Consider the following 20,621-nt stretch of genomic DNA (forward strand, 5'->3'; position numbering starts at 1 on the left):
CCGACACCGACCACCGACCACCGACCACCGACGGAGACACCATGTCGCAACCGCTCGAATCGCTCATGCACGCCAACCTGTTCGAGGTGTTCGGGGAACGCGACCCGGACCGCCGCCGCGCCGCCATCGAGCGGACCTACGCCCCCGACGTCGAGTTCCTGGACCCCGACGAGGTCGTCACCGGCCACGACGCCCTGCACACCAAGGCGCAGCGCCTGCTCGACGAGGCTCCCGGGTTCGTGTTCTCGCCGGCCGGCCCGGTCTACGAGAACCACGGGATGGGGTACCTCGCCTGGCACTTCGGACCGGAGGGAGCGCCGCCCGTCGTGTCCGGGATGGACATCTGCTTCGTCGAGGGTGACCGCATCGCGAAGGTCTACACGCTGCTGACCAGCTGAACCCACCCGCAGACGCCCGACCCGCCGCAGTGTCACGCACCCTGCGATGATGGTCGGGCGTCTGGACGGTGGGCGAGGCAGGAGGACACGGGCGATGTCGATGCAGCACGAGGTGCCCCCGGAGTCCCCGTACGCCTACATGAGCGCCGAGCAGGTGCGGACCTGGTACGCCTACATGAAGCTCCAGCTGCGCCTGCGGTACGAGATGAACCGGCAGTTGCGCGCCGACAGCGACATCTCGCTCGCCGACTACGACGTCCTCGTCGCCCTCACGAGCGAGCCGGGCGGCGAGATGACGATGTCGGCCCTGGCGACCCGCATCGGGTGGGAGCGCAGCCGTGCCTCGCACCACGCGAAACGCATGGCCGAACGCGGGTTCCTCGAACTCCGTCGGAGCGAGCACGACCGGCGCACCACCGCCGTCGCCCTGACCGACACGGGCTGGCGGACGCTCCGCGAAGCCACGCCGCGCCACACCGAACTCGTCAAGGACATGTTCTTCAGCGACCTGCGCGAGGACGAGCTGGCGGGCTTCGCCGACGTGCTCGAGCGCGTGTACGAGTCAGTGCTCGAGCACGGCACCCTGCCCCGACCGGCCGACCACCCCTAGCTCCGCTTGCCCTCACGCACCAGCGCGACGTAACTTAGGTGAAAGATCACCTAAACGAGCGAAGGGCAGCGTGTGGACGCCGAACGAGCCGTGTCACCGCCGCTCCCCGACCGTGCACTGTTCGGCCGCGCGGACGAACTCGCGGCCCTCACGCGCCTGCTCGACGACGCCGCGGCGGTGACTGCGGACGGGGCGGCCGAGGACGAAGCGGCAGAGCGCGGCGCCGCGGTCCTGGTCGAGGGTGAGGCGGGCATCGGCAAGACGACGCTGCTCGCCGCCGTCGAGCGGCACGCGCGGCGGACCGGCTTCCGCGTGCTGACCTGCACCGGCATCCAGGGGGCGAACAGCGTGGGCTTCGACGGCCTGCACGAGCTGCTCCACCCACTGCTCCCCTTCGCGTCCGCCCTGCCGCCGCGCCAGCGCACCGCACTGCTCACGGCCCTCGCGGTCGAGGACGGCCCGAGTCCGGACCGCCTGCTGGTGAGCACCGCGACGCTCGGGCTGCTCGAGGAGGCCGGGTCGCACCGTCCGGTGTTCGTCCGCGCCGAGGACCTGCAGTGGCTCGACCGGTCCACCACCGAGGTGCTCGACTTCGTGGGACGCCGGCTCACGCACACCCCGGTCGTCGTCATCGCGGCGGTCCGGACCGGACACGCCCCGGACGCCGTGCCCCCGTGCAGCTTCACGCGGTTCGAGCTCGGACCGCTCGCCGACGACGCCGCCGAGGCCCTGCTCGACGCCCACGCCGGCACCCTGTCCACCTCGGTCCGGCGACGGGTGCTGGCCGAGGCCGGCGGCAACCCACTCGCCCTGCACGAACTGCCCGTCACCTGGACCACGGGCGGCCCGGCCACCATCGCGTCCCGGCTCCCCACCACGCGGCGGCTCGAGCAGGCGTTCCTCGAGCAGGTCGCCGCCGTCCCGTCCGGCAGCCGCTCGTTCCTGCTGCTCGCCGCGGCGGCCGACGACGCCGGCCTGCAGGACGTCATGGCGGCGGCCCGCACGATGGACCTCGGGGTCGACGACCTCGAGCCGCTCGAGGAACTCGGGCTCCTCCGCACCGACCTCGTCTCCTTGCGCTTCCGCCACCCGCTCCTGCGCTCGGCGGTGATCGGCAACGCCTCGGCCGCTGCACGGTCCGCGGCGCACCGGGCACTCGCGTCGGTGGTCACCGACGGCATGCGCGCCGCCTGGCACCGGGCTTCGGCGACGTTCGAGCGGGACGAGTCCATCGCCGCCGACCTCGAGACCGCCGCCGACCGCGCGGCACAACGGGGTGCCCGCCCCGAGGCGGTCCGGGCCTACGAGCGTGCGGCCACCCTGTCGCAGGGGGTCACCGGTCGGGCACGTCGGCTGGGCCGGGCTGCCGAGACCGCACGGGCCGCCGGCATGACGGCCGAGGCGATCGAGCTCCTGGAGCAGGTCGACTCCCTCGCCGCCGACCCCGAGACGGTCACCGAGACCGCCGTCACGCAGACGGTGCTGAGCCTGACCACGGGTGCTGCCGGTCGACCACGCATCGAACTCCGCCGGATCCGGCCCGTGCTCGCCGGCCCGGAGCACGCGGACCGGCTCGTGCGGGTGCTCTGGGCGGCGGCCCTCAACGCCCGCGGCCGCAACCTGCCGCGATCGGAGTGGAAGGACATCGAGGCGGCCCTGCTCGCGACACGCTCGGCGAGCCCGCTGAAGTCGGTGGCCCTCGCCGTCCTGGCGCCACTCGGCTCCGCCCACCACCTGCGCACCGAACTCGCACACCTGGTGCCGCAGCTCACCGAGCAGCCGCTCGCGATGGCGTCCCTCGCGATCGCAGCCGAGTCCCAGCAGGACCTCGAGACCGCGCTGACGTGCTGGGAGCTGGCGTACGAGCGTGCACACCAGCTCGGCGCCGTCGCCGACGAGACCCAGGCGCTCCGCGGCCGGGCGACGGTGCTCATGCTGCGCGGGCGGGTGCGGGACGGTCTGGCCGACGCCGAGTACGCCGTCCGCATCGCCCGCGACGTCCAGCTCCCGCTCATCGCCGGGATGGCCTACGCCACGCTCGCCCGGGGCCACGCCCTGCTCGGCGACGACGAGGCCGCGCTGGCCGCCCTGCGCGAGGGCTCGGAGTTCGCGCACGGCGGGCGGCTCGCCCTGGCCAGCGCCGACGCGCGGTGGGCAGCGGGACTGGTCGCCCTCGGTCAGCGGCGCCACCGGGACGCCCAGATCGAGTTCACGCACATGACCGTCCACGCGACCCGGTCCCTGTGGGCGATCGCCGACCGCGCCGAGGCCGCGGTCCGGGGCGGTCGACCCGATTCGGTCGTCGAGAACCTCGCCGAGGCCGAGGCGGTCGCCCGTACCACCGGGTCCGCGCACCTGACCGCCCTCGTCGTGCGGAGCCGGGCCCTGCTCGCCGAGGGCACGGACTCGACGGGAACCGACACCGACGGCGCGGGCGGCGCGGACCCGGAGTCCCTCTACGTCCGCGCGATCGAGGCCGGCCGCCTCGCGGACTCCCCGGTCGAACTGGCGAGGACCCAGCTGCTGTTCGGCGAGTGGCTCCGCCGCGAGCGTCGGGTGGTCGAGGCTCGGCTGCACCTCCGCGAGGCGCTCCACGCGTTCGACGCCGCCGGCACCGCGGGCTTCGCCGCCCGCGCCGCGGCGGAACTCCGCGCAGCCGGCGAGGCCCCGGAACGGGCCGACAGCACGACGGCGCCGACACGCGAACGGCTCACACCCCAGGAGCTGCAGATCGCGCGGCTCGCCGCCGCCGGCATGACGAACCGCGAGATCGCGGACCGCATCTACCTGTCGCACCGCACCGTCAGCACCCACCTGTACAAGGTGTTCCCCAAGCTCGGCGTGACGAGTCGCACCGAGCTGGCGGCCGCGCTGGCGGCGTCCGGTCCGACGGACTGACGCACCGGGCGACGACCTGGAGGCACGGGTTACGTCACGCAACGGATGCACCGTGGGCGGACCAGCTGCGAGCCTCGTGGCGGCGACCCGGCATCGGGTCGCGACCACGACGACCACCGGGAGGCGCCCATGCCGGAAGGCTCCGCCGACGACACCGCCGACCACGCGGCTGCGCGGCTGCCGGACGCGCCGAGCGCGTTCTTCACGGCCCTCGTGACCGAGCACTTCGTGCTCCAGACCGCGCGCGGCATCACCGTCTCGGAGTCGTCGACCCGGGCAGCGATCTACCTGACGACACTGTCGAGCGCCCTGGTGGCGTTCGGGTTCCTGGCCGACACCGACTTCGCCACGGGCTACCTCGCCGTGGTGATCCCGGTCGTCGTGCTGCTCGGGGTCTTCACCTACGAGCGACTCGTCCAGACCTCGCTGGAGGACGTGGTCGCCCTCGCCGCGATGCAGCGGATCCGCCGCTGGTACGGCACGATCCTGCCCGGCGCCCGGCGGTACTTCCCGGTGCCCGAGGACCGGATCGCGCCGAACGAGCTGCTCGACATCGGGCTCCGGCTGTCCTGGCGCGGGGTGTTCTTCACGCTGTCGAGCGCGATCGCGGTCGTGAACTGCATCGTCGCCGGTGCCGGGGCGGCACTGCTGACCGCGAGCACGTGGGCGCCGTCCGGGTCCCTGGCGACCGGGGTGGTCACGGCCGTCCTGCTCGCCGGTGTGCACGGGGTCTACCAGGAGCGTCGGTACGCGCGGGTCCTCGGCATCCTGCGGTCCGACACCCGAGAACGACGACGAGAACGAGACGGACTGACACCATGACCGAACCCCTCCTGCAGGCACACGACCTGACGAAGTCGTTCCCCGGGCCGGAACAGTCGAGGGTCCCGGTGCTCCGGGGTGTCTCACTGTCCGTGCTGCCGGGCGAGTTCGTCGCCGTCGTCGGCCCCAGCGGCTCCGGCAAGTCGACGCTGCTGTACTGCCTGTCCGCCCTCGAGCCCTACGACAGCGGATCGGTGTCGATCGCCGGGCAACGCCTCGAGACCCTCCGACCGAAGCAACTGCAGGCACTCCGCCGTTCGACGGTCGGCTTCGTGTTCCAGTCCTTCAACCTCATCCCGTCGCTGACCGCGCGGCAGAACATCGCGCTGCCCGCCAGCCTCGCCCACCGGCCGGTCTCCGCGGACCAGGTCGACGCGGCGCTCGCCTCGGTCGGACTCGCCGACCGCGGCGATCACCGACCGGGCGCGCTGTCCGGCGGGCAGCAGCAGCGGGTCGCGATCGCCCGGGTCCTGGCGTCCGAACCGCACGTCGTGTTCGCCGACGAGCCGACCGGCGCGCTCGACACCACCGCCGGTGACGCGGTCCTCGACCTGCTGCGCCGGGTGGCCGACGGTGACAGGTCGGTGGTGATGGTCACGCACGACCTCGAAGCGGCTGCGCGTGCCGACCGTGTGCTCGTCCTGCGCGACGGGGCCGTGCACCGCGAGCTGGCGCACCCGGACGCCGCCGCGGTCCTCGAAGCACTGACCGCCGCCGCGCAGGAGGCCTGACGTGCTCCGACTCGTCCTGAGCGACCTGCGGCAGAACGCCGGCATCTGGATCGGCGCACTCGTCGTCAGCGCAGCCACCGCGGCGGCTGCCGCCATCGCGGCCGGGATGCTCGAGACCGGCTTCGCGATCATCGGGTCAGGCAGGCCGACGGACCTGCTCCGGGCCGGCGGCCTCGCCACGCTCGCCTCGCTCGTCGTCGTGCTGACGATCATCGCCGTCACCGCCGTCCTCGGCAGCGTCACCCGCTTGACGATCGACCTGCAGCGGCGGGGCTACGCGCTCTGGCAGCTGGTGGGGGTGCCGTCCCGCACGGTCACGGTCGTCGTCCGGCTGCAGCTCGCCGTCGTGGCACTGGTCGGCAGCACGATCGGCTGCCTCGTCGTGGCCCCGTTCGTGCCGGCGTTCCTGCACTTCGGGCTGTCGGAGTCCGACGGGCTCCGGGACCTCGACGAAGGGTTCGGACCGACCAGCGCCGTCACGGTCGTGCTCGCGGTGACGCTCGTCGTCGTCCTGAGCAGTCTCCGGCCGTCGCGCCGAGCCGGTCTCGTCCGCCCGATCGAGGTCCTGCGGGAGCCCGAGTCCGTCCGCACCCGGACGACCTGGACCCGCTGGGCCGCGAGTGCCGTCGCACTGCTGCTCGCCGGGCTCCTGACCAGCTCGATCGTCGACGCCGGCGTCCGGACCGGTGGCCAGGTGCTGCTGATCGGGCCGCTCCTGACGGCGGCCTGCACCGCGATCGGCCACGCGGTGTTCCCGGTCGCCCTCCGGGCATGGACCGCGGTGGTGCCCACGCACCGATCGGCATCGTGGTTCCTCGCACGCAACGCCGCCGCGTTCTTCGTCGACCGGAGCAGCGCCACGGTGAGCGCGCTCGTCATCACGATCGCCCTGCCCGGCAGCATCTTCGCCGGCTTCGACACCCTGGGTGACGCCGTGCACCGGACCACGGGGTCGTCGTCGGGTGGTGGACTCGACGTGCAGAGCGTCCTGCTCATGCTCGGCGGGCCGCTGCTCGTGTCGCTCTTCGGCGCGGCCGCCACCGTCCTGATGGCCGGACGCACCCGCGAGCAGGAGGCCGCGCTGGTCGAGGCCGCCGGCGGGTCCCGCGCCACCGTGCTCGCCCGCGCAGCGTGGGAGTCCGTCATCCTCGTCGGCACCGCGGTCCTCGTCGCCGCCGTCGTCCTCGTGCTGACCGCCTGCGGACAAGCCGTCGCGCTCGCGGTCACCGTCCCCGGCACGCAGCCCCACCTGGGCCTGCAGGCCGCCCTGCCGGCCGCCCTCGTGAGCCTCGTGCTCATGGTGGCCGCCGGCACGATCCCCCTCGTCACCGGACGCCGACGCAGCATCCCGCTCGTCCTCGCCGCCGACTGACCCCGAACCAGGAAGACCCCTCTTGCGCATCCTCTTCTCCGGCGTCCCCGCACTCGGACACCTCCTGCCCCTCGTCCCGCTCGCCCGTGCCGCACAGGCGGCCGGCCACGATGCCGCCCTGCTCACCAGTGGTGGGATGCGCGAGCCCCTGGCGACCGAACTGCCCACGGTGCCGGTCCTGGCGGCCGGACCCATGCCTCCCGACCTGTTCTCCGAAGTGGCCCGCCGCATCCCCGGCAGCGACCCCGCGAACCGGCCCGAGCCGGCGGCCGTCGCCGAGTTCTTCGCCGGCACCCGCGTCGACCTGACCGTCGACGACGCCGTGCGCGCAGCGCGCGGGTGGGCGCCCGACGTGGTCGTCGCGGACGCCGTCGACCTGGTCGGACCGCTCGTCGCCGCGGAACTCGGCGTGCCGTACGCGATCGTCGCCTTCGGCCCCGAGGTCCCCGAGGAGTTCCGCCGCCCGATGGCCGAGCTCGTCCTCCCCCGCTACGCCGAGCGAGCAGTGGTGCCCACCCCGCCCATCGCCCTGCTCGACCCGACGCCGGTGTCGCTGCAGGCACCCGGGTGGACGCAGCCGCCCGTCACGATCCCGTTCCGTTCCGAACCGCACAGCCGACCCGACACCGCCGCCGCCGAGCAGCCGCTCGCACCGGTCTCGGCGCGCGGAGGACGACCGCGGGTGCTCGTCACCCTCGGCACGGTCTTCGGCGACGCCGCGCTGCTGACGGCGATCCTCGACGGGTTCCAGCCCGACGAGGCCGACCTGGTGGCGACCGTCGGGGTCATCGGCGAGCGCCTCGACGACAGCGAGCACGTGCACTTCGTGCCGTTCCGCCCGATGCGCGAGCTGCTCGAGGGCGTGGACCTGGTCGTCGCAGCGGCCGGTGCCGGCACGGTGCTCGCCGCGGCCAGCGTGGGCGTGCCGATGGTGCTGCTCCCGCAGGGCGCGGACCAGTTCATCAACGCTGCCCGTGCCGCCGAGGCCGGTGTCGCGGTCGTGGTCGACGAGCCGTCGGCGGTCGGCCCGGCGGTGCACCGGATGCTCGCGGAGCGCAGTCACTTCGCCGCGGCACGGCGACTGAGCGACGAGACCGCGCAGCGCCCGAGCGCGACGGACGCCGTCAGGGAGCTCGTCGAACGGGTCGAGCGCGTCGCCTGACGACGGGTCTGGTCAGCGGTCGGTCGGCCCGGGTGCTGCGGGTTCCGGGTCGAACACCGTCTGGGTGAACCGCTGCGCGAGCGGGTCGTCCTGGTCCCCGAGCCGGATGCCGAGCAGCGTGTTGATGAGCATCCCCTTGGCCAGGAACGACTCCGCCGCGGACTCCGACAGCCCGGCCTCCTCGACCAGGAAGTGCAGGATCCGGGTGAAGCCGTCTCGGGCGACCGGTCCGACGACGGGGTCGGCACCGAGCATGTACGACTGCATCACGATGAGGTGCACGCCGTCCTCGGTCGCGAGCGCACGGTACGCAGCGCCGAGGCGGGACGCGACGGTGCCCGGCTGCCCGTCGTCGAGCGCCGCCCGGAACGCGTCGAGCACGGCTTCGAGGCACCCGTCGACGACGGCGAGGAACAAGTTCTCCTTCGAGCCGAACATCCGGACGACGTACGGCTGGCTGATGCCCGCGGCCTGGGCGATGCGCTCCGTGGTCGCGCCGTGGTACCCCTGCCGGGCGAACACGGCGGCCGCCGCGGTCAGGGTGGCCTCGCGCCGCTGGCTGCCGGCCATGCGCTCCGCACCCTTCTGGACCGGACCCCTTGCTGTCGTCATGCCGCGAGGGTATCATCCGATTCCATGAGTAATGAATCGATTACTAACAGCGCTGCGAAGTCTGCCGGCTTCCCCCCGGTCCGCCGGGTGCTGCCCGTCCTCGTCACCCAGGTCCTGGTCGCGATGACCGTCGCCGGAGCGTTCGCCGGCCTGTACATCGGCCTGCAGAAGGCCCCGACACCACACCACCTGCCCATCGCCGTCGTCGGCACCCAGGTGGCCGACGCGGCGGGCAAGGCGCTCGGCGACCGCGCCGACGTGCGCACCGCCGGTTCCCCCTCCGACGCACGCGACCTCGTCCGGTCCCGCGATGCGGTCGCAGCCCTCGTCCCCGGCAGCGACGGTTGGTCCCTGTACACGGCAGGCGCCGAGGGACGGAGCGCGACGACCGCCGCGACCACGATGCTCTCCGGGGTCGCGGCCGGTGCCGGTGCCTCCGTCACCCGCACACAGGACGTCGTCCCGCTCGCGACGAACGATGCCCAGGGCATCGCGGGGTTCTACCTGGTCTTCGGCACGACCTTGGCGGCGTTCATCCTGGCGCAGGTCATGAACTCACTCGGCGCCCTCGCGCGCCTCCGCACCCGGATCGTCGTCACGGTGGTGGGGAGCATCGCCGCAGCCGCGGTGGTCGCCGTCATCGCCGGGCCGATCGACGGCGCCGTCCCCGCAGCGACGGGCGCCGTGATCGTGGTGCTCTCGCTCCTCGCCGTCGCCGTCTCGCTGTCCACGATGGCGATCACCTCGATCGTCGGACCGATGGGCGTGATCGTCTCGACGCTCCTCTTCACAACCCTCGGCAACGCGACGAGCGGTGCGACGATCAGCACCCACCTGTTGCCACCCGTGCTCGCCACCGTCGGACAGGCCCTCCCGCCGGGTGCCGCGTTCGGCGCCGTCACGGGGTTCAGCTACTTCGACGGGGCTGGCGCGACGGGCGCGCTCCTCACGTTGGGTGCGTGGATCGTCGCCGCAGCCGTGTCCCTGTCGGTGGCGCACGGGGTGCGGACCGGCGCCGCACGGCGACGGGACGTCGCGGCGATCGTCGGACCGGTGCCGCCGGCCGCCGTCGTGGCGTGAGCGATGCAGTCACCGCGAGCGGCTGACGGACTGGAGGCCCGGTGCCAGCTGGCACCGGGCCTCCAGTCCGCCTGTCGGCACGGCCGATTCGTTGCCGGATCGAGACACCCGTCCGGCCCGGCGTGCGGCATGGTTGAGCCACCGATGGCAGGCAGGACGGAGCGCACGGTGGAACGAGTGGTGGGGTGGGCCACGATCGCGGTGGTCGTCACCGTGACGGTGTCGATGTTGCTGGTGGTCCAGACGACCACTTGTCTCGACGCCGTCCCCGGAGCGGGCACGAGCTCCTGCACGACCACGCCGATGATCGGTGTCGCCGGCACGTGGGTCGCGGCTGTCACCGGCGCCGTCGTGCTCGCGGTCTGCGTCTGGCAGATCGTCCGGGCGGCCCGGTCTGGCAGGGCCGTCCGATGACGAGCACGGGTCCTGGGGCGAATCCGCGTCCGTGGACGCTGATCGCCGTCGCGGTGCTGGTGGGCTGGGCGATCGTGACGGCGCTGCTGTTCCCGGTCACGGGGATGGACGAGCACGAGGGGCCCGGCGACCAGGTGTGGCGGACCTCGTCGAGCACGCTCGGCGTGCCGCTCTCACCGGAGTGGGACGTCCTCGTCTGGCTCGCCGCGCTCGCGCTGGTGCCGGTCGTCGTCGTCGGGCTCGTGTTCCTGCTCCGTCGCCGACGACCGCACACCGCGCCCGTCAGTCCGTCGCCGGGTGGCCCTGTCCGCTGAGGTGCGCGAGGAGCACGTCACGGACACTCGTCCACGACTGCACGCCGTAGCGGTCGTTGTCGACGTGGTGCAGCTGCGCCTGCCCGCTGAACATGCTCACGAAGTACTGCATCCCCTGCCATGCCGGGAACGTCTCGTCAGGGTTCTTCGACAGGCGCCGGCCGACGGCGCTCATCGCGGACAGGGTCCCGGTCGTGCCGGCCCACTGCAGCCGGAAGCGCTCCCCCGTCAGCTCGCTCATGGTGCGTGCGACGTCGCGTGCGGTGACCTGGTCACCCGCCATCTCGATCACCCGCGGAGCATCGTCGTCCAGGGCAGCGAGGGCCGTGACCCTCGCGACGTCGTCCTTCGTGGTGAAGTCGAGCACCTGGTCCGCCGACGACCAGAACAGCACGAGCCGACGGCCGGACAGGATCATCGGGGCCTCGCCGGTCAGCAGGTCGGTGAACATGCCGGTCAGGATCGAGGTCGCCTGCACCGGGGCCGCATCGAGGTCGGCGGCGAACTCGCGCCGCAGCTCGAAGTTGCGGTTGGTGCCGGGTGTGATCCGCCGGTAGTCAGCCGAGTAGTCGGACGGGATGAACCGCCGGACGCCCGCCGCCACGGTCGCCGCGAGCAGCGCGCGCTGGGCGTCGACGATCACCGGGCGGGTCCCGCTCACGGCGGAGACCACGACGTCGGCGCCGCTCACGGCCCGGGTCAGGGCGTCGTGGTCGCCGTACTCGGCGGCGACGACGTCGACACGGGCGTCGTCGCCGAAGCGTTCTGCGGCGGTCCTGCTGCCGGGTCGGGTGAGGACACGCACCCGCACGTCGTGCTGGGTGAGCTCGCGGACGATGCGGTGCCCGAGGTCGCCGGTGGCGCCGGCGACGAGGATGGTGGTGGTCATGGGCGGGGCCTCACTGCAGTGGTGGTCGACGTGGTCGTCGCGGTGCGCCGTCGGGATCGCTCCGGGACGGCGAGGGGGTGCTGGAACGTGGGGTCCGCCTGGTCCGGTCCGGCGGTGCCGAGCCCGGCGGTGAGCGCGACGCGGGCCAGCAGCCGGCGCAGTGTCGTCTGCTCGTCGTCGTCGAGGTGCCGCATGAGCACGCCCTCGGCGCCGCGCAGGGCGGACCGCGTCCGGGCGAGCAGGGCACGGCCGGCGTCGGTGGGGTGGACCTGCCGCACCCGCCGGTCGGTCGGGGCGGGGCGGCGCTCGACGAACCCGCCTGCCTCGAGCGCGTCGACGATGTAGGTCATCTGGGTCTTGTCGATCCCGAGGCGCTGCGCAAGCCCGAGTTGCGACGACGGCTCCTCGGTGGTGATCGCGACGAGCACCTGGTAACCACGGGGACCTCCCGGCACGTCGGCGACCGCCTCGCTGCCCAGCCGTGTGAAGCCCTGGAGCGCCAGCGGCAGCGCCCACCCGAGTTCGGATTCGATCCCTTCGGCACCCCAGTCGATCTCGGGGAGTGCGTCGGTCGGCGTCGGACTGTCCATACCGGAGACCGTACCGGAACAAGATCGTCTTGTGCAAAGATCATCTGCAATCAAGACGGACAGCCGTCGCGACGCCGAGCACCCGAGGACTCCATGTCGGACACCGCAGCCATCACCCCGTTCACCCTCGACGTCCCCCAGGCGGAACTCGACGACCTGCGCCGCCGTCTCCTGACCACCCGCTGGCCCGATGCCGAGACCGTCGAGGACACCTCGCAGGGACCCCGACTCGAGAAGGTCCGCGCCCTCGTCGAACACTGGACGACGGAGTACGACTGGCGCCGGACCGAAGCGCTGCTGAACGGCTGGGGCCAGCACACGACCCACATCGACGGGCTCGAGGTCCACTTCCTGCACGTCCGGTCCGCCGTCCCCGGTGCCCGCCCGCTCCTGCTCACCCACGGCTGGCCCGGTTCCGTCCTGGAGTTCCGCCACGCGATCAGTCCGCTCACCGACCCGGTGGCGCACGGCGGCGACGCGGCGGACGCGTTCCACGTCGTGATCCCGAGCCTGCCCGGGTTCGGCTTCTCCGGGAAGCCGACGACGACCGGGTGGAACACCGCCCGGACCGCGAGGGCCTGGTCGGTACTGATGTCCCGGCTCGGGTACACGGACTGGTTCGCCCAGGGCGGCGACCTCGGCGCCACCGTCACCGCGGAGCTCGCGGCACTGCAGGCCGCCGGGGACATCGGGCTCGCCGGGATCCACCTCAACATGGCGCTGTTCATGCCGACGGACGACGAAGTCCGGAACGCCTCCCCCGACGAGCAGGTCATGCTGCAGGAGAGCGGCCACTACTGGCGGGAGCTGTCGGCCTACTCGCAGCAGATGTCGACCCGCCCGCAGACCATCGGGTACTCGTTGGCGGACTCCCCCGTCGGGCTGGCGTCGTGGATCTACGCGATGTTCCAGGACGTCGGCGGCTCCCACGACGAACACGGCGATGCCGAGCGGCTCTTCCCGCTCGACGAGATCATCGACGACGTCATGCTGTACTGGCTGCCGAACACCGCGGCGTCCTCGGCGCGCCTCTACTGGGAGGCGACGCGGACCGGCTGGGCCACCCCGGGCACCGTCGAGGAACCGCTGACCCTGCCCGTCGGCCTGAGCATCATGCCGGGCGAGTACGTCCGCCGGTCGCGCCGCTGGGCAGCGCGCCGGTACACGGACCTGGTGTTCTTCAACGAGGTCGCGCGCGGCGGGCACTTCGCGATGCTCGAACAGCCGGAGCTGCTCGTCGACGACGTCCGTGCGACGTTCCGCGGGCTCCGGTGACGGCGACCGACCGGATCACCAGCAGCAGGGCGTACCCGATCATCACGCCGCCCAGCGTCGGCACGAGCCAGGCCCGCGTGTCGCCCGCGACGGCGGTGTTCACGAACCCCAGGCCGGGGATCGAGTACCAGACCCGGCCCATGACCTGCGCGGCGACGACCCGTTCGGGATCGACGGCGGAGTTGTTGTCGCCCTTGAACGTGAACAGGCGGCGACCATCGGCCCCGATCGCGACGGCGACCACCCGGTGCGAGATCACGCCGGGCCGATCGACCCGGATCTGGTAGGTGACGATGTCGCCGACACCGATGTCCGAAGGGTCCACCGGGCGGACGACCGCCAGGGTGCCCGGTGGCATCCCCGGTTCCATCGAGCTCGTCAGCACGGTGAGCGGCACCGAACCGGTGATCCGCGGCACCAGGATCGCCAGCGCCGCGAGCCCGACCACGACGATCAGGAGCAGGACCGCGGCCGTCTGGCCCAGCAGCCGGAGGGCGCCCGACCAGCGGGCACCCAGCGGCTGCGGCTGCGGCTGCGGCTCCGACTGCGGCACTGCGGTCGTCACGACGTGGCCCGGAGGGAGAACAGCTGGAGCCCGGACGTGCTGCAGTCGGCGACCGTCATCGGGTTGGTGGCGGCGGACCCGCTCGACGCCGTCAGGCAGAGGTCGTTCCGGTTGCGGAACCGGAAGAGCCCACTGCCCGCGCCGACCGCTTCGGCCGTCCACTTCTGGGCACTGATGTCGTTGTCGGGACGGAGCAGGGCGGAGCGGTCGCTCGGGGCGTCCCAGTACAGCGACGGGTTCGACGGAGACGTGATCCGGAGCCAGTCGTCCTCGGGCGTGAAGCGCCAGGTCTGCGTCGCGCTGGTCGTGCAGGTCGTCGTGGTGATCGGTGAGCCGGACGCCGACCCACCACTCGCGACGCACGTGCCGGTGGCGTCGTTCCGCAGGACGTACCGGCTCGTGGACGTGTACCAGCCGGTGGCGTGCTGGATGCCCTGGGACGCCGGCGACGCGTGGCCGCCCGTCCCGCTGGCGACCGCTCGCACCGTGTACGCGTAGTACTTCGAGACCTGCAGACCGGTGTCGGTGAAGGACCGGACGGACGCCGACGTCACGCTGACCAGGACGCCGTCCCGGTACACGGCGTAGGAACCGATGCCGCTGGCGTCCGCGGGCGCTGCCCAGGTGACCGTGATGCTGCTGTCGGTCTCGGCGGTCTTCGACGGCACCGACGGGGTGACGGTGTCGGCGACGCTCTGGGCGGCGCGGGCGTGCGCAGTGCCGACCCAGGCCCCCTGACGGGCGGTGACGGTCGCGTCGAGGGTGGTCGCGCCTCCGGAGAGGTCGAAGCGCTGGCCCTGACTGACCGACGTCCGCACACAGGTCGAACGGCTCGCGCCGGCGGCGAGGGTCGCGACCACGGGGGCGATCGTCGTGCCCGAACCGGTTATCGCCGCACTCGACGGAGCACCGGAGCAGGGGTTGGCGTTCGTGGACTGCCAGACGTCGATCCGGACGGCGCTCGACACCGCGGATCCGGCGGTCGCTGCGAGCGAGAGCGAGGTGGTGGCGGGGACGGACCCCGAGTTCGACACCGTGACGAGCGCCGTGTGGGACAGCCCGGCCGAGGAGTACGTGGTGGCGAGGTCCTCGACACCGCGGATGCCGACCGAGACGGAGCCGGTCGTCGCGGCGGCCCGGACGGACTGTGCCGGGGCGGTCCACGTCGCCCACGCCGTCCCGCCGCTCACGAGTTCGAGCGCGACGACCGCGGCGGCCGTCGCTCCGAGCAGGAGCACGCGTCGACGCGAAGTGCGGTCGGTCATGATCCTGCCTGCGTCCCGCTGATGGTCGTGGTGAAGTCGGTGGAGAGGCCCTGCTGCGAGGCGGCTGCGTCGGCCGGCATCGCGACGGCGAGACAGAGGACGACGGCGGCGCCCGGGGGCAGCGCGATGCCCGCGGACCGCGGCGAGGTCGAGTCGAGCGTGCCGGACCACGTGGGGCGCACGCTGCCGGCTCGGCACACGGCCGCCGACGTCGCAGCGCCGACGGTCACCCGCAGGTCACTGCGGACACCGGAGGCCGACGTCGTCGTGCCGGCTCGCGCCATCGCGACACCGAGGTCGAGGGGGACGTCGCCGGTGTTCGTCGCGGTGACCACGCCGAACTCGGTGGCACCGGGGTAGAGCGGTGCGGACGGCAGCGCGAGACTGCTCAGCGACAGGTCCGCGGACCCGGCGGTGATCGTCGCGGGCTCGGTCGAGGACCGGGCGCTGAGGAGGGCGAACGTGCCACCGTCGGTGGAGATGGCGACGACCGCCACGATCCCCACCGCGGCGACGGCGAGCAACGTCGCCGTCGGCCAGCCGGTCATCGCGCCCCCTCGGCGCCGGCGGCTCACGCCTGGGTCAGGGTCACGGCGATGGCGTCGAGGTCGACCGACCCGTTCTGCGTGCCGTCCTCGACACCGGGGGTGGTGCTCTTCGGGAAGGCGATGGTCACGCCGACGCGGACGTCCTGCTGCGAGCCGGTCTGCCCGGTCACCGTGTACGGCGCAGCGGCACCGGAGACCCCGTCACCGGACGCGGTGAGCACCGCGTTCGCCGACAGGTACTTCGCCAGTGCGACGTCCGCCGGGGCCGACGTCGAGGTGGCCTCGACCGATGCCGGGTCCACGGCCAGGGTGGCCTTCAGGCCCTTGCCGTTCGCGGTGACGACCATGTCCTGCGAGTAGGTGACGACGTCGCCCGGCACGATCGGGTAGCCGTCCAGCGTCGAGAGCGGCGACCCGCCGTTGACGGTCCAGCTCGCCGCCTGTGTGGTCGGCTTGATCGAGAGTGCGCCGGCGACGATGGTGCCCCCGGCGGTCTCGGCGCTGGAGTTCCAGAGCGCGAAGGTGCCGGCGCCTCCGAGCAGGAGGGCGACGCCCGCTGCGCCGATGATCGAGGCGGTGATGATCTTCTTCATGGTGTGCTCTCTGCGACGTCGAACGTCGGATCTGCGTCGACCACGTGCGGGCGGACAGCTCGATGAACTGCTGGCGGCCAGGCCCCGGGGAAGGGCGCGGCGCATCGACCGGAGAACGCGGTGCTCGACCTGCTGGGAGCGGCAAGTGCAGGCGACGAAGCCCTGCGAGCAGGGACCCGCCGACGGCCGGTCGTGCTGCTTCGCTGAGTATGACATGACAATGACCCACGTGCCGATCTGCGCGGAGACACAGGCGGACTGGCAGGTTGACACACCCTCACTTGCCCACCCAGAGGCGAGAGCCTTGTGGACACAAGTAGATACCACTACTCTCCGATAGTGCGAATATCTGAACTTGCCCGAGCGGCGTCCACGCCGGTCACCGCCGTCAAGTACTACCAACGCGAAGGCCTGCTGCCTCCCGGCGAGAAGTCGGCGCCGAACCAGACCGCCTACGACGACCGGCACGTCGAACGGGTCCGGCTCGTCCGGGCACTCCTGGAGACCGGCGGCCTCTCGGTCGCCGTGACGAAGCAGGTCCTGGCCGTGCTCGATGCCGAGACCGCACCGCTGGCCGAGGTCTTCGCCGTCGCCCAGTACGCGATGACCACCCCGCGCTCCCCCGAGCCAGAGGCGACCCCGGAGGCCCGTATCCGGATCGAGGAACGGGTGTCGGCCGCCGGCTGGTGCGCGACATCGGACAACCCGGGACTCGAGACCGCGGCCCGGGCGCTCGACGGGCTGCGCACCATCGGGTTCGACGCCCCGGACGACTACCTCGATGCCTACGTGTCGGCAGCGGCGAGCGCAGCACGGGCCGACGTGGCAGCACTGCAGCACCGCGACGGCCGGACCGCGATGGCGGAGCTGATGGTGATCGGCACCGTCCTCGGCGATCCGCTCTTCGCGGGACTCCGGCGCCTGGCGCAGCAGGACGCCACCCACGACCTGTTCCCCGTCGCCGACACGGACGAGGCCGGCGCATGACCGCTCCACTGCATGTCGTCCTGGGCGGCAACGGTGTCGTCGGCCGCGAGACGCTCCGAGCCCTCCGCGAGCACGACGTCACCGCCGTGTCCGTCGGCCGGCGCCCGTCGACAACAGCAACGGCAGGCAACAACGAGAGCGAGAGCTCCGACGCCCGCACCGACCACGTCATCGCCGACCTGCTCGACCCCACCGCGGTCCGCCGCGCACTGCACGGCTCCGACGTCGCGTACCTCGTCGCCGGCCTGCCGTACTCGTCGGGGGTCTGGGCCGACCAGTGGCCGCGGATCGTCGACAACACCGTCGAGGCAGCCCTGGCCGAGGGCACCCACCTGGTGTACCTCGACAACGTCTACGCCTACGGCCGCGTGTCCGGGCCGATGACCGAGGCGACCCCGATCAACCCCTCCGGCCGGAAGGGTGCGGTGCGCGCGGCCGCCCTCGAGCAGCTGCGGACCGCGGCCGACCGCGGACTGGCCGTCACCATCGGGCGGAGCGCCGACTTCACCGGCCCCGGGGCGACGACGAGCGTGTTCAACGGGTTCGTCGTTGATCGGATCGCCGCCGGCAAGCGGCCGACCTGGCTGCTCGACGCCGACCAGCCGCACTCCCTCACCGCCACGACCGACATCGGCGACGCGCTCGTGGTCCTCGGCACCGACGGCCGTGCGACGGGCCGGACCTGGCACCTGCCGACCGCCCCGGCACTGACGGGGCGGCAGTACGTCGAGCTCGCCGGGGTACCCGCCGCTCGCACGGCCGTGATGTCGTCGGCCACGCTGCGCTTCGGTGCGCTGTTCAACACGTCCGCCCGCGAGACGCTCGAGCTGCGGTACCAGTACACCGACCCCTACGTCTTCGACTCGTCGGCGTTCGAGCAGACCTTCGGCGTGCACCCGACCCCCACCGCCGACGTCGTGGCCGCCGCCCTGCTGCACGCCCGGAGCGTGAACCGGTGATCGCCGCCGTCCGCCGAGCGGCCGCGTGGCACCCGGCACTCATGGCCGTGGCCGGCCTGATGGTCGTGTCCACCGCGGTCTGCCTCGTCGGACTCGTCGTGGATCCCCGGACCATCCTCGGAGCACCGGCGTGGATGAAGCCCCTGAAGTTCTCGCTGTCGATCCTGCTCTACGCCGTCACGTGGGCGTGGCTCATCGCACACCTGCCGAAGTGGCGGACGCTGGCTCGCCGACTCGGCACCGTGGTCGCCGTGGCCCTGGTGGTGGAACAGGTGCTCATCGCGTGGGCCGCCGCGACCGGTACGACGAGTCACTTCAACGTGTCGAACAGCGTGCACGTGGCGGTGTGGGCGGTGATGGCGGTGGCGATCACGACGCTCTACCTCTGCACCTTCGTCACCTCGATCGCCCTGTTCTTCCTGCGTCTGCCGACCCCGGCGCTGACGATCGCCGTCCGGGCCGGTGCCGTCATCGCACTCGGCGGCATCGGGGTCGCCTTCCTGATGACCGGCCCGACCCCCACCCAGCTCACCGCGCCCGACGGCATCGTCGGCGCCCACACGGTGGGGATCGCGGATGGCGGCCCCGGGGTGCCGCTGCTCGGGTGGAGCACCGTCGGCGGCGACTACCGGGTCGCCCACTTCGTCGGCATGCACGCCCTGCAGGTGCTCCCGCTGGTGGCGCTCCTGGTCGCCGCCGCCGGTCGGCGCCTGCCGTGGCTGGCGCACCCGACCACGCAGGTTCGGATCGTGGTCGTCGTCGCGGTCGCGTGGGCGGCGGGCACCGTGCTCCTCACCGTGCAGGCCGCGGTCGGACAGTCGGTGGTCCACCCCGCCGGCGCGGTGGGCGCGGTGGCGTGGTCACTCGTCGTGCTCGCCGCAGCCGCGAGCGCGGCCGTCCTGCTCCGTGCCCGCACCGCTCCGGCGGCGCGACTGCGCTGACGGATCAGCGGACCCGGAGCCCTCGGGAGATCAGGTCGGCGGCAGCACGGGCTTCCGTCGCCCACCCGGGGCGATCGATCCCGGCCCCGATGCCGTGCAGCAGCATGAGCACCGTCCCGGGGGCGACGTGGGACCGGACGGCCCCGTCGGCGGCAGCGCGCGCCAGCAACTCGGCGAGCGTCCGCTCCAGGTCTCCCCCGCCCTCGGCCTGCGTGGTGGCGTCGACCACGGCGGCGAGGGTGCGCGCGAGCCCCGCGTGGTCGACCACGTACTCCACGAACCCGTGCAGGAAGTCGTCGAGGCTCTCAGCCGCGGGGCGCGTCGAGTCACGAGCACGGCGGCAGAGGACGTCGACCTCACCCCGGTAGACCGCGGCCGCCAGCGCTTCGCGTGTCGGGAAGTGTCGGTAGAGCGTGCCGACGCCGACTCCCGCGCGTCCGGCGAAGTCGTCGAACCGGAGCTGCTCGTCACGCTCGAAGGCCGTGCGCGCCGCGGCCACGATCGCGTCGCGGTTCCGACGGGCGTCGGCGCGCATCGGCTTCTCGGCAGGCAGGGGTTCCTCGACCGGCACGGGTGCTCCTTGACAAGTGGAAACAATCTCCATATCTTCCAAGTGGAGATCGTCTCCAGACTAGCGGACAGGTGCCCGATGCGGATCCTCATGCTCGGACGGGGCGTCATCGCCACGATCTACGGCCAGACCTTCCAGCACTCCGGGCACCAGGTCGACCACCTGGTGCGGCCGGGGCGCGCTGCCGAGTACGGCGACAGCGTGCAGACCGACGTCATCGACGGCCGCCGCGGACCCCTGGGTCGGCGGACCCGATCGACGTCGCCGACGCGGCTGGTCGAGTCGATCGACACGGACGACGAGTACGACCTCGTCGTCCTCAGCGTGGGCCACCACCGGCTGCAGGAGGCCGTGGCCACCCTGGCACCGCACATCGGCGACGCCACCGTGCTGGTCCTCGGCAACGTCTGGGACGAACCCCTCGCCGCGGTCGCCCCACTGCCCGCGGACCGGGTGCTGTTCGGGTTCCCGGGAGCCGGCGGCGGGTTCGACGCCGACGGGGTCCTGCACGGTGCCGTCCTCCGTTCGGTCCGGCTCGGGACGACCGGCGCGACTCCGGACCGACGGGAGCTGGTGCGGTCGGTGTTCCAGCGGGCGGGCTTCACCGTGCAGGACGAGGACGACATCCGCGGATGGCTGTGGCTGCACTTCGTGCTCGACGCCGGCATGTTCGCACAGGCACTGCGCAGCGGCGGCATGGCGACGATGGTCGGGGACCGGCGCGCGCTCCGCGACGCGTTCCTGACCGGCCGCGAGCTCCTCCCGGTCCTGGAGGCGCGGGGCGTCGACCTCTCCCGACACCGCCCCTCGACACTGCCCATCCGGCTGCCGGGGACGACGGCGACACTCGTCGCCGCGGCCACGGCGCTGGTGCCGATCGCCCGCGCGAGCCTCGCGGCGCACGACGACCCCTCCGCCGCCGAACCCCTGGCGGTCCTCGCGGACGTCCGCCGCACCGCCGGCGCGCTCGGCACCCCGACCCCGCGCCTCGACCGGACGGCGCCACGCGTCTGACGACAGGTGCG

The 20,621-nt window shown here is 72.8% G+C and carries 23 protein-coding genes; 15 read left to right on the plus strand and 8 right to left on the minus strand.

The annotated features are described in order from the left end of the window. Nucleotides 1-41 precede the first annotated feature (41 nt). The 7 genes from DEJ05_RS02265 (at nt 42) to DEJ05_RS02295 (ending at nt 7,993) form a co-directional block, all read left to right on the plus strand. Nucleotides 42-398, plus strand: coding sequence for a nuclear transport factor 2 family protein (locus DEJ05_RS02265; protein WP_244993449.1), 357 nt, complete (start codon nt 42-44; stop codon nt 396-398). A gap of 94 nt (nt 399-492) precedes the next feature. Further along, nucleotides 493-1,008, plus strand: a complete 516-nt coding sequence (locus DEJ05_RS02270) for a MarR family winged helix-turn-helix transcriptional regulator (RefSeq protein WP_111030391.1) — start codon at nt 493-495, stop codon at nt 1,006-1,008. Between the two features lie 72 nt (nt 1,009-1,080). After that, complete coding sequence (locus tag DEJ05_RS02275) at nt 1,081-3,906, plus strand: LuxR family transcriptional regulator (RefSeq protein WP_220036999.1); 2,826 nt, start codon at nt 1,081-1,083, stop codon at nt 3,904-3,906. 129 nt (nt 3,907-4,035) lie between these two features. Beyond that, nucleotides 4,036-4,728, plus strand: a complete 693-nt coding sequence (locus tag DEJ05_RS02280) for a hypothetical protein (protein WP_111054332.1) — start codon at nt 4,036-4,038, stop codon at nt 4,726-4,728. Next, entirely contained in the window at nt 4,725-5,459 is a 735-nt protein-coding gene (locus tag DEJ05_RS02285) for an ABC transporter ATP-binding protein (RefSeq protein WP_111030393.1), read from the plus strand. The genes DEJ05_RS02280 and DEJ05_RS02285 overlap by 4 nt, the downstream gene beginning before the upstream one ends. Nucleotide 5,460: 1 nt before the next feature. Then, on the plus strand, nt 5,461-6,831 hold the full coding sequence (locus DEJ05_RS02290) for an FtsX-like permease family protein (RefSeq protein ID WP_111109629.1): 1,371 nt from the start codon (nt 5,461-5,463) through the stop codon (nt 6,829-6,831). Nucleotides 6,832-6,853: 22 nt separating this feature from the next. Further along, complete coding sequence (locus tag DEJ05_RS02295; protein ID WP_111109630.1) at nt 6,854-7,993, plus strand: nucleotide disphospho-sugar-binding domain-containing protein; 1,140 nt, start codon at nt 6,854-6,856, stop codon at nt 7,991-7,993. Nucleotides 7,994-8,005: 12 nt separating this feature from the next. Here DEJ05_RS02295 and DEJ05_RS02300 read toward each other — a convergent pair whose 3' ends face one another. Next, nucleotides 8,006-8,605 carry a TetR/AcrR family transcriptional regulator gene (locus DEJ05_RS02300; RefSeq protein ID WP_111046540.1) on the minus strand — a complete coding sequence of 200 codons (600 nt, stop codon included), beginning with the start codon at nt 8,603-8,605 and terminating at the stop codon, nt 8,006-8,008. A gap of 24 nt (nt 8,606-8,629) precedes the next feature. Between DEJ05_RS02300 and DEJ05_RS02305 the strand changes: the two genes are divergently transcribed. The 3 genes from DEJ05_RS02305 to DEJ05_RS02315 all read left to right on the plus strand — a co-directional run bounded on the left by DEJ05_RS02305 (nt 8,630) and on the right by DEJ05_RS02315 (nt 10,413). Next, the gene (locus DEJ05_RS02305) at nt 8,630-9,685 is read left to right on the plus strand and encodes a hypothetical protein (RefSeq protein WP_146244994.1); all 1,056 of its coding nucleotides are present in this window, start codon (nt 8,630-8,632) and stop codon (nt 9,683-9,685) included. 168 nt (nt 9,686-9,853) lie between these two features. Next, nucleotides 9,854-10,099, plus strand: coding sequence for a hypothetical protein (locus DEJ05_RS02310; RefSeq protein ID WP_146245550.1), 246 nt, complete (start codon nt 9,854-9,856; stop codon nt 10,097-10,099). Beyond that, nucleotides 10,096-10,413 (plus strand): hypothetical protein, encoded by a 318-nt coding sequence (locus DEJ05_RS02315; RefSeq protein ID WP_111109632.1) that lies wholly within the window; start codon nt 10,096-10,098, stop codon nt 10,411-10,413. The genes DEJ05_RS02310 and DEJ05_RS02315 overlap by 4 nt, the downstream gene beginning before the upstream one ends. Here DEJ05_RS02315 and DEJ05_RS02320 read toward each other — a convergent pair. Continuing rightward, a complete protein-coding gene (locus DEJ05_RS02320; RefSeq protein WP_111109633.1) occupies nt 10,382-11,302 on the minus strand; it encodes an NmrA family NAD(P)-binding protein in 921 nt (306 codons plus the stop codon). The two genes, DEJ05_RS02315 and DEJ05_RS02320, sit on opposite strands and share 32 nt — an antisense overlap. Then, a complete protein-coding gene (locus DEJ05_RS02325; RefSeq protein ID WP_111109634.1) occupies nt 11,299-11,892 on the minus strand; it encodes a MarR family winged helix-turn-helix transcriptional regulator in 594 nt (197 codons plus the stop codon). The genes DEJ05_RS02320 and DEJ05_RS02325 overlap by 4 nt, the downstream gene beginning before the upstream one ends. Before the next feature lie 93 nt (nt 11,893-11,985). Between DEJ05_RS02325 and DEJ05_RS02330 the strand changes: the two genes are divergently transcribed. Then, a complete protein-coding gene (locus DEJ05_RS02330; protein ID WP_111109635.1) occupies nt 11,986-13,167 on the plus strand; it encodes an epoxide hydrolase family protein in 1,182 nt (393 codons plus the stop codon). Here DEJ05_RS02330 and DEJ05_RS02335 read toward each other — a convergent pair. From DEJ05_RS02335 to DEJ05_RS02350, 4 genes are read right to left on the minus strand one after another with little or no spacing between them, the layout of a single operon-like run. After that, the gene (locus tag DEJ05_RS02335) at nt 13,073-13,732 is read right to left on the minus strand and encodes a signal peptidase I (protein WP_181440629.1); all 660 of its coding nucleotides are present in this window, start codon (nt 13,730-13,732) and stop codon (nt 13,073-13,075) included. The two genes, DEJ05_RS02330 and DEJ05_RS02335, sit on opposite strands and share 95 nt — an antisense overlap. Beyond that, nucleotides 13,729-14,997, minus strand: coding sequence for a fibronectin type III domain-containing protein (locus DEJ05_RS02340; RefSeq protein ID WP_111109637.1), 1,269 nt, complete (start codon nt 14,995-14,997; stop codon nt 13,729-13,731). The genes DEJ05_RS02335 and DEJ05_RS02340 overlap by 4 nt, the downstream gene beginning before the upstream one ends. Then, nucleotides 14,994-15,545: a hypothetical protein gene (locus DEJ05_RS02345; protein WP_111033127.1), complete on the minus strand. Its 552-nt coding sequence runs from the start codon at nt 15,543-15,545 to the stop codon at nt 14,994-14,996. Before DEJ05_RS02345 ends, DEJ05_RS02340 begins: the two co-directional genes overlap by 4 nt. Nucleotides 15,546-15,568: 23 nt before the next feature. After that, entirely contained in the window at nt 15,569-16,138 is a 570-nt protein-coding gene (locus DEJ05_RS02350; RefSeq protein WP_111033128.1) for an alternate-type signal peptide domain-containing protein, read from the minus strand. Nucleotides 16,139-16,477: 339 nt separating this feature from the next. Between DEJ05_RS02350 and DEJ05_RS02355 the strand changes: the two genes are divergently transcribed. Genes DEJ05_RS02355 through DEJ05_RS02365 form a run of 3 tightly spaced genes read left to right on the plus strand, consistent with a single transcriptional unit; the run spans nt 16,478 to nt 19,025 of the window. Then, nucleotides 16,478-17,125 (plus strand): MerR family transcriptional regulator, encoded by a 648-nt coding sequence (locus tag DEJ05_RS02355; RefSeq protein WP_111109638.1) that lies wholly within the window; start codon nt 16,478-16,480, stop codon nt 17,123-17,125. Further along, the gene (locus DEJ05_RS02360; protein WP_111109639.1) at nt 17,122-18,084 is read left to right on the plus strand and encodes an NAD-dependent epimerase/dehydratase family protein; all 963 of its coding nucleotides are present in this window, start codon (nt 17,122-17,124) and stop codon (nt 18,082-18,084) included. Before DEJ05_RS02355 ends, DEJ05_RS02360 begins: the two co-directional genes overlap by 4 nt. Then, nucleotides 18,081-19,025: a hypothetical protein gene (locus DEJ05_RS02365; RefSeq protein ID WP_258376070.1), complete on the plus strand. Its 945-nt coding sequence runs from the start codon at nt 18,081-18,083 to the stop codon at nt 19,023-19,025. Before DEJ05_RS02360 ends, DEJ05_RS02365 begins: the two co-directional genes overlap by 4 nt. 4 nt (nt 19,026-19,029) lie before the next feature. Here DEJ05_RS02365 and DEJ05_RS02370 read toward each other — a convergent pair whose 3' ends face one another. Further along, a complete protein-coding gene (locus DEJ05_RS02370) occupies nt 19,030-19,596 on the minus strand; it encodes a TetR/AcrR family transcriptional regulator (protein ID WP_111109640.1) in 567 nt (188 codons plus the stop codon). A gap of 78 nt (nt 19,597-19,674) precedes the next feature. Between DEJ05_RS02370 and DEJ05_RS02375 the strand changes: the two genes are divergently transcribed. Continuing rightward, on the plus strand, nt 19,675-20,610 hold the full coding sequence (locus DEJ05_RS02375) for a ketopantoate reductase family protein (RefSeq protein ID WP_111109641.1): 936 nt from the start codon (nt 19,675-19,677) through the stop codon (nt 20,608-20,610). Nucleotides 20,611-20,621 lie beyond the last annotated feature (11 nt).

The organism is Curtobacterium sp. MCLR17_045, assembly GCF_003234405.1.
Taxonomy (GTDB): domain Bacteria; phylum Actinomycetota; class Actinomycetes; order Actinomycetales; family Microbacteriaceae; genus Curtobacterium; species Curtobacterium flaccumfaciens.

Bases quoted from the DNA above. Each gene is read 5' to 3' on its own strand.
- DEJ05_RS02265 (WP_244993449.1), top strand. From the start codon at position 42: ATGTCGCAACCGCTCGAATCGCTCATGCACGCCAACCTGTTCGAGGTG.
- DEJ05_RS02270 (WP_111030391.1), top strand. From the start codon at position 493: ATGTCGATGCAGCACGAGGTGCCCCCGGAGTCCCCGTACGCCTACATG.
- DEJ05_RS02280 (WP_111054332.1), top strand. From the start codon at position 4,036: ATGCCGGAAGGCTCCGCCGACGACACCGCCGACCACGCGGCTGCGCGG.
- DEJ05_RS02285 (WP_111030393.1), top strand. From the start codon at position 4,725: ATGACCGAACCCCTCCTGCAGGCACACGACCTGACGAAGTCGTTCCCC.
- DEJ05_RS02300 (WP_111046540.1), bottom strand. From the start codon at position 8,605: ATGACGACAGCAAGGGGTCCGGTCCAGAAGGGTGCGGAGCGCATGGCC.
- DEJ05_RS02305 (WP_146244994.1), top strand. From the start codon at position 8,630: ATGAGTAATGAATCGATTACTAACAGCGCTGCGAAGTCTGCCGGCTTC.
- DEJ05_RS02315 (WP_111109632.1), top strand. From the start codon at position 10,096: ATGACGAGCACGGGTCCTGGGGCGAATCCGCGTCCGTGGACGCTGATC.
- DEJ05_RS02320 (WP_111109633.1), bottom strand. From the start codon at position 11,302: ATGACCACCACCATCCTCGTCGCCGGCGCCACCGGCGACCTCGGGCAC.
- DEJ05_RS02325 (WP_111109634.1), bottom strand. From the start codon at position 11,892: ATGGACAGTCCGACGCCGACCGACGCACTCCCCGAGATCGACTGGGGT.
- DEJ05_RS02330 (WP_111109635.1), top strand. From the start codon at position 11,986: ATGTCGGACACCGCAGCCATCACCCCGTTCACCCTCGACGTCCCCCAG.
- DEJ05_RS02340 (WP_111109637.1), bottom strand. From the start codon at position 14,997: ATGACCGACCGCACTTCGCGTCGACGCGTGCTCCTGCTCGGAGCGACG.
- DEJ05_RS02345 (WP_111033127.1), bottom strand. From the start codon at position 15,545: ATGACCGGCTGGCCGACGGCGACGTTGCTCGCCGTCGCCGCGGTGGGG.
- DEJ05_RS02350 (WP_111033128.1), bottom strand. From the start codon at position 16,138: ATGAAGAAGATCATCACCGCCTCGATCATCGGCGCAGCGGGCGTCGCC.
- DEJ05_RS02360 (WP_111109639.1), top strand. From the start codon at position 17,122: ATGACCGCTCCACTGCATGTCGTCCTGGGCGGCAACGGTGTCGTCGGC.
- DEJ05_RS02375 (WP_111109641.1), top strand. From the start codon at position 19,675: ATGCGGATCCTCATGCTCGGACGGGGCGTCATCGCCACGATCTACGGC.